The following is a 6,848-nucleotide window of genomic DNA, read 5'->3' on the forward strand; positions in this document are numbered from 1 at the left end:
GCGGGGCAGGGCACGGACTTCGGAGCGGGTGCCATCACCCAGAACGGCGCCTTCGTGGCGCGCTGGGATGCGAGCGGTGCACCTGTCTGGTCCCGGGTCATCCCGGTCTATTTCAGTGGGCTGTCCACGCTGGCGTTGTTGCCCGACGGCGGCGTCGTCTTCACGGGGAACTTCGGAGGCCGCTTCACGTTCGCCGGGCAGGAGTACGCGAGCCGGGAGCCGGACGAATACGATGGCGGGCCGCGCGACACGATGCTGGGCCGCCTGAGCGCGACGGGCGACGAGGTGACGCTGAGGCAGCTCCAGGACGTCGACTTCCATGACCTGGTGGTGGATGCATCGGGGAACGTCGTGACGTCGCAGCTTGGAGGTGGAAGCAGGCTGGGGCTCGGGGACGTCGGTCCGACGGAAGAGGGCGCGTCGTTGCGCCCGACGGTGGCGGGCTTCGGCGTCGACCTGCGGCCGCGCTGGGTTCGGGTGTTCGATCCGCTCCAGTCGCAGCTTCTCCTGTCTCCGGTGAGTGATGGCCTCGTGGTGACCGCGGACCTCAAGACGCCCTTCGAACTGGAGGGCACCTGGTACGCGCCCCGCGAGCGTCGCTCGGACCTGCTGCACTTCAAGCTCCGACCTTGAGCGGTGCGGGCACGCCGCGAGACTTCCAACGGACAGCTGGATTGGCGCACCTGTTGCTCACGCATCGTCCTGGCTGGACCCGAAGGAGAGATGACGTGAGATACGTGACAGGCGGAGTGGTGGGTTGGAGTCTGGGAATGGCGCTCGCACTCCTGGGTGGGTGTGGGAGTTCCCAGGGTGAAGTGTCTGCTTCCACGCGGGATGTGGCCCCGGACGGCCAGCGGCGTGACGAACTCAATACACAGACGGTGACGATCATCGCGGCGGCGGACACGCACGTGGTGGCGATGTCACCGACGACGAGCTTCGGGTCGTCACCGACGATGGAGGTGGACCGGTCTCCAGAGTCGGAGGCGTACCTGCGCTTCCTCATCACCCCGTTCGAGGGGACGCTGACGACGGCGCGGCTGCGGGTCTACGCGTTGGATGGATCGTCGGATGGGCCCACCGCGCATGACCCCCGGTTGGATGGACGCAACTGGAACGAGCTGACGACGTGGAACACACGTCCACCCCCGGCCAACAACATCCTCGCCAGCGCCGGCGCAGTGACGAGCGGCACCTGGATTGAGCTGGATATCTCCGACCTGCACATCTCCCAGAACGCCTATACCGACGTCCACCTGCGGCCCGACAGCACGGATGGAGTGACGATTGCGTCGAGCGAACATCCAAACGCCGCGCTGCGTCCCCAGCTCGTCCTCACCGTCGAGTCGGCGGAGGACCATCCTCCGCACCGTCCCACGCCGCTCCCGGTGTCGGGGCCGCCCACGCTCTTCAACGCGAGCGCCGACACGTATGTCTCCGAGGCCGCGCCGGGCTCCTCGGCCGGAGGCACGTCGCGGAAGCTGTGGGTGGACAACGGCCAGAAGCGCGAGGCGTATCTGCGCTTCTCGGTGCAAGGCCTGACGGAGACCGTCCAACGCGCGATTCTGCGTTTGAACGTCTCCGACGAGGGCACGGCGGGAGGTCCCTCCGTGTATGCGATTCAGGGGGGCTGGAATGAATCGAGCGTCACCTGGAACACGCGCCCGCAGCGGGTGGGCGGAGTGCTGTCCTATGTTCCGTTCCTCTCGCCCCTCGGCACCGTGGAATACGACGTGACGGACCTGGTGCGAGGCAATGGCGACGTCTCGTTCGGGTTGTATGGGAACTCGACCACCCCGGTGACGTTCGTCTCCCGGGAGTCCTCCTCCGTGCCCGGGCCTCAGCTCCTCGTCTGGACGGGTGCGTCCCGCACGGCGCCGGGGGATGCGTGCCTGACGCGTCGGGAGATTGTCTCGACGACCCTCTACCCGCTGCACGACACCTATATCGACCAGTACCGTCCGGACACGACGTTCCACCGCGAGGCGTCGCTGAAGGTGGACACGCAGCCAGGGTTCTACAGCTACCTCGACTTCGACGTGCAGTTGCCGCCGGGACAGGTGCGCCGCGTATTGCTCCAGTTGTATGCGCTGGAGGCCTCGGACCGCGCGCCCCGACTCCTCAAGTCCGTTCCGTTCGACCCGAAGGAGACCACCTGGTCTCACCCTCCGCCCTTCGTCAATGAAGTCCTCGCCGACGCGTGGGCGGTGAAGAAGGACGAGTGGGTGGAGTACGACGTGACGGCCATCGTCACCACCTCGGGCCGCCATGCCTTCCAGCTGTATCCCTCCTCGAACGACGGTCTGAGCTTCGCGTCGGTAGATGCGTCGAGGGAGCAGATTCTGGACGCCGCGCCCCGCCTGGTCGTCGTCACGGAGAGCGCGCCGTTCTGCTCGTACCGAGGCACGCAGCCGGCGGGGACCACCACTTGGGTGAAGCAGTCAAACCGTCCCGAGGCGGAGCGCGCGATTCACACAGCCCCCGTGCCGGATGGTGGCTTCGCCGTGCTCAGCGCGGTGGAGCAGACGCAGGATGGGCCGTATTCGGGAGCGGAGACGGACGTCGTCACGCTCCACCGCGCGGACGGCGGCGTTGCGTGGACGCGCGAGTTCGCGCACCCGGGGGTCACCTTCAGGAAGGTGGCGGTGACCACCCTGGGCAACGTGCTCGCCACGGGCGAGTACTCCGGCGCACCTGACCTGGGCAAGGGCCCGCTGCCACAGGGGCAGGGCATGTTCCTGCTGAAGCTCACGCCCACGGGCGCGGTGGACTGGACGCGGGGCTACCGGTCCTGGAGCCAGGGAGAGGACGGCCCCGAGGACAACATCATCCCCGTGTACGACCTGGCGACGGACGCGCATGGCAGCGCCGTGGTGACGGGCGGCTTCTGGGGGCATGCCGACTTCGGAGCCGGGCCTGTCTACTCCGGCAAGCCGCGCCCCTATGACGACGAGGGCCCCAACTCCTTCGTCCTGAAGGTCCAGTGGGACGGTGCCTACCAGTGGGCGCGGGTGCTGGCCGGGCAGTCGCTGCGTGGCACCCAGGCGGTGAGCGTGGCCGTGGACGCCCAGGAGAACGTCACCGTCGGTGGCTGGGCGGCCCAGGGCACCGACTTCGGAGCGGGCGCAATCACCGGCCAGGGCCCGTTCGTGGCGCGGTGGAGCGTGAGCGGTGCGCCGCTGTGGGCCTGGCTGCTGCTCACGACCTACGGCCACTACGCGGATGTGCTGGAGGTGGGCGTCCTTCCGGACGGGAGCGTGGCCTTCACGGGGAACTTCGACGGTCGCTTCACCTTCGCGGGCACGTCCTACGCGAGCCTGGAGCCGGACGACTTCTACGACGGACAGCGCGATGCCCTGTTGGGGCGGCTGAGCGCGACGGGCGCGGAGGTGGCGCTAAGGCGGTTCCAGGACGACAGGGGCCGCAGCCTGAGCTTCGGCTCGCTCGTCGTGGACGCGTCGGGCAACATCACGACGGCTCAGTCCGGGTGGGGTCGCCTGTTGGGGCTCGGCTCCGTGGGGTTCCCCGAGGACGTGGCACCCGACCGCCCCACGCTGGCGGGCTTCGCTCCCAGTCTGGCGACGCGCTGGGTGCGCGTGTTGGATCCTCTCCAGTCGGGTCTCCACCTGGCGCCCGTGGGTGACGGGGTCATCGCGACGGGAACCCTGACCGCGCCCTTCGAGCTGGATGGGACCTGGTACACGCCCCGCCTGCGCCGGCTGGACCTGCTGCACGTCAAGCTCCGGCCCTGAGCGGCCCCAGCGGAAAATCCTACCGCGAGGCTTGGGGGCCGGGCGCCCCCGGGCTTCCTCGCGACGGAGTGGGTCGTGCCTGTCCCCCTGGACCCCGTCAGGCCGAGGCGGTGGTCCCCTCGCTGGTGGCGGAGCACCCGATGGGTCGCATGGCCACCGAGGAGGAAGTCACCTTCGCGACGCTCCAACCGCGTGCCCGGGGGGCCGGATTCGTGACGAGGGCCACACTCGCCGTCGATGGTGGCTTCCTCCCGGCCTGATCTGGGGTATTCACGACGGTAGACATGACTCAGCTCCCCAAGAAGCTCCAGGACCACGCCGATGCACTTGCAGCCGCGGACGAGAGACTGACCGCGCTGGACGAGGACGCGCTGCTCGCGGCCCCCGTCGACATCTCCGCGATGCTGCGAACCGGCATCGAACTCCACGAAGAGTTGACGGCCCAGTCGCGCACGCTGGAGACACGCGATTGTGTCGTCGTGACGGGTGACATGGACGTGGAGACCCTGGTGGTGAAGGGCCCCGGCGGCCTGCTCGTCCTCGGCGACCTGAAGGTCGGCACGGCGGAGCTGCACTCCATCGTGCTCGTGCTGGGCAACTGCCACGTCGCCGACCAGATTGTCGGCGAGGGCGAGCCGAACACGTTGACCGTCCTGGGCGAGATTCAGGGCGGACGCTGCGAGATGCGCAAGCAGTTCATCATGCAGTTCCTCGGCGGCGGCAAGCTCACCTCGCTGAAGGACAGCGAGGGCGGCGCGGCGGAGCTGCTGGAGCTGTTGAGTGGCGCGGGCAGCGAGCTGGAAGTCGACGAAGTCGACGCGTAGTCGCTGGACGGACACGGTGCCGGGAGCGCTCCTCCCGGCCCGCGTCCACGCTCAGTCAGCCCGCGACACCGAGCATCTCGCGAATCTGCCGCAGCATCTCGATTTCACTCGGATGGATGTGGCCATCGCTGGAGATGAGGGCGTGCGTCGCCTCGACGACCGCCTGGGGATTGGAGCGGAGGACTCCCAGGTTGGGGGCGGGCAGTGGGATTCCGTTCTGGAGGCACTTCGCCAGCTCGGCCAGCTCCGGCAACGGCACGCTCATGCCTCGCGCGGTATCCATGATGTGGTCGATTTCCTGGCGGCTCACGCCCTCGTCGCCACTGGCGACCTGGAGCAGCAGCTTGAGGACTTCAATCTGGAACCGGGAGTCGGGGCTCGAGGGGGTGGACATCCGTGGTACATCCTCCAAGGTGGCTCGCAGGCTGACGTGTCTGGACACTTCCGTCCAGGGCTGCCTCGGGCTTTCCGAGGAGATCTTCGCATGAAAGTCCTGGAGACGGAGCGGCTCGTCCTGCGCAGGGTGACGCAGGCGGATGCGCCCTTCATCCTGGTGTTGGTGAATGAGCCAGCGTGGCTGCGCTTCATTGGCGACCGGGGTGTGAAGACGCTCGAGGACGCGTGGGGCTACATCCGCAACGGCCCCCAGGTGTCGTACGAGCGCCATGGCTTCGGCCTGTACCTGGTGGAGCGCAAGTCGGACGGCGCGCCGCTGGGGATGTGTGGCCTGCTCAAGCGCGACTCGCTGGAGCACGTGGACATCGGCTATGCGCTGCTGCCCGCGTATTGGGGGCAGGGCTACGCCCAGGAGGCTGTCTCCGCCACGCTCGCTCACGGGTTGCGCGACTTCGGCTTGAAGCGCATCGCGGCCATCGTCTCGAACGACAACGCCAGCTCCATCAAGGTGCTGTCGCGGCTGGGGCTGCGGTTCGAGAAGCACATCCGGCTGCCTGGGGCGACCGAGGAAATCAGCCTGTACCTGACGCCCCCCTGAGTCGAGCGCGGAGCACCGCGCGGCACCCGGGCGCGAGCGGGCCGTCACCTGCCTGACACCTCCCCGTCGTTTGGAGATTGGGTGCCACGTCTCCTAGACTCGGAGACGTGGGACCCCCGTCGAACAATGTAGACGGTGGGAAGAACGCGCTCTTGCGCGCCCTCCCCTCCATCGAGCAGCTCCTGCGGCGGCCTTCGCTGGAGCCGCTGCTTGCGGGTGTCCCCAGGGCCAGGGCCGTGTCCGCGCTGAGGTTGGCCGTGGAGCGCGCGCGGGCCCGGCTGCTCCAGGGTGAGCCGCGCTCCTTCGAGGACGCGGACGTGGGCGAGGCGCTGAGCACGCTGGCCACGCCGGGCCTGCGTCCCGTGCTGAACGCGACGGGCGTGGTGCTGCACACCAACCTGGGTCGCGCGCCGCTCGCGCCCGAGGCGGTGGCACGGGTGGCGGAGGTGGCGCGAGGGTACTCGAACCTCGAATACGACCTGGACGAAGGCGAGCGCGGCAGCCGGTATGCGCCGGTGGTGGGGCTGTTGCGTCAGTTGACCGGCGCGGAGGATGCGCTCGTCGTCAACAACTGCGCGGGGGCCGTGTTGCTGGTGCTGGCCGCGCTGGCGGGTGGTCGCGAGTGCATCGTGTCGCGCGGGGAGCTGGTGGAGATTGGCGGTGGCTTCCGCGTGCCGGACGTCATGCGTCAGTCGGGGGCGAAGCTGGTGGAGGTGGGGACCACGAACCGCACGCGCGTGGCGGACTACGCGAGCGTGGTGGGCGCGGAGACGGGGCTGTTGCTGAAGGTGCACCGCTCCAACTTCGCGGTGGTGGGCTTCACGGAGGAGGCGAGCGTGGCGGAGCTGTCCGCGCTCGGGCGGCAGCGCGGCGTGCCCGTGTTCCAGGACCTGGGCTCGGGGGCGCTGGTGCCCATGGCGGGGGAGGGCTTGAGCCAGGAGCCCACGGTGCCCGGAGTCGTGGCCGCGGGGGCGGACGTGGTGGCGTTCTCCGGGGACAAGCTGCTGGGCGGGCCGCAGGCGGGCGTGGTGGTGGGACGTTCCGCGCTGGTGTCGCGCATCAAGGCGCATCCGCTGACGCGGGCGTTGCGTGTGGACAAGCTGACGGTGGCCGCGCTGGAGGCCACGTTGGAGCTGTACCGGGACGGCAGGCCGGAGGCCGTGCCCACCTACAGACTGCTTGCCCAGTCGTCCGAGGAGCTGCGCGCACGGGCGCTGCGGCTCCAGGCGTTGCTGGCCGAACAGGGTGTGAGTGCCCGGGTGGACGGGGTGGTGGGAC

General features: G+C 69.0%; 5 protein-coding genes and 1 pseudogene. 5 read left to right on the forward strand and 1 reads right to left on the reverse strand.

Annotation, left to right across the window (positions count from 1 at the left end; translation table 11 throughout):
• From FJV41_RS52875 to FJV41_RS47165, 3 genes and pseudogenes are all read left to right on the forward strand, one after another.
• Window positions 1–633: pseudogene (locus FJV41_RS52875) on the forward strand (DUF7594 domain-containing protein); the annotation flags it as partial.
• Between the two features lie 137 nt (window positions 634–770).
• Window positions 771–3,752 carry a CBM96 family carbohydrate-binding protein gene (locus tag FJV41_RS47160; RefSeq protein ID WP_141649181.1) on the forward strand — a complete coding sequence of 994 codons (2,982 nt, stop codon included), beginning with the start codon at window positions 771–773 and terminating at the stop codon, window positions 3,750–3,752.
• Between the two features lie 284 nt (window positions 3,753–4,036).
• On the forward strand, window positions 4,037–4,576 hold the full coding sequence (locus FJV41_RS47165; protein WP_141649182.1) for a hypothetical protein: 540 nt from the start codon (window positions 4,037–4,039) through the stop codon (window positions 4,574–4,576).
• A gap of 55 nt (window positions 4,577–4,631) precedes the next feature.
• Here the strand turns inward: FJV41_RS47165 and FJV41_RS47170 are convergent, their stop codons facing one another.
• Window positions 4,632–4,970, reverse strand: coding sequence for a tellurite resistance TerB family protein (locus FJV41_RS47170; protein ID WP_141649183.1), 339 nt, complete (start codon window positions 4,968–4,970; stop codon window positions 4,632–4,634).
• Between the two features lie 90 nt (window positions 4,971–5,060).
• On the opposite strand from FJV41_RS47170, the gene FJV41_RS47175 reads away from it, so the two are divergent.
• On the forward strand, window positions 5,061–5,570 hold the full coding sequence (locus tag FJV41_RS47175) for a GNAT family N-acetyltransferase (protein WP_141649184.1): 510 nt from the start codon (window positions 5,061–5,063) through the stop codon (window positions 5,568–5,570).
• 152 nt (window positions 5,571–5,722) lie between these two features.
• The coding region (gene selA, locus FJV41_RS47180) for an L-seryl-tRNA(Sec) selenium transferase (RefSeq protein WP_438616787.1) at window positions 5,723–6,848 on the forward strand (1,126 nt) is incomplete at its 3' end.

This window comes from Myxococcus llanfairpwllgwyngyllgogerychwyrndrobwllllantysiliogogogochensis (assembly GCF_006636215.1).
GTDB classification, from domain to species: domain Bacteria; phylum Myxococcota; class Myxococcia; order Myxococcales; family Myxococcaceae; genus Myxococcus; species Myxococcus llanfairpwllgwyngyllgogerychwyrndrobwllllantysiliogogogochensis.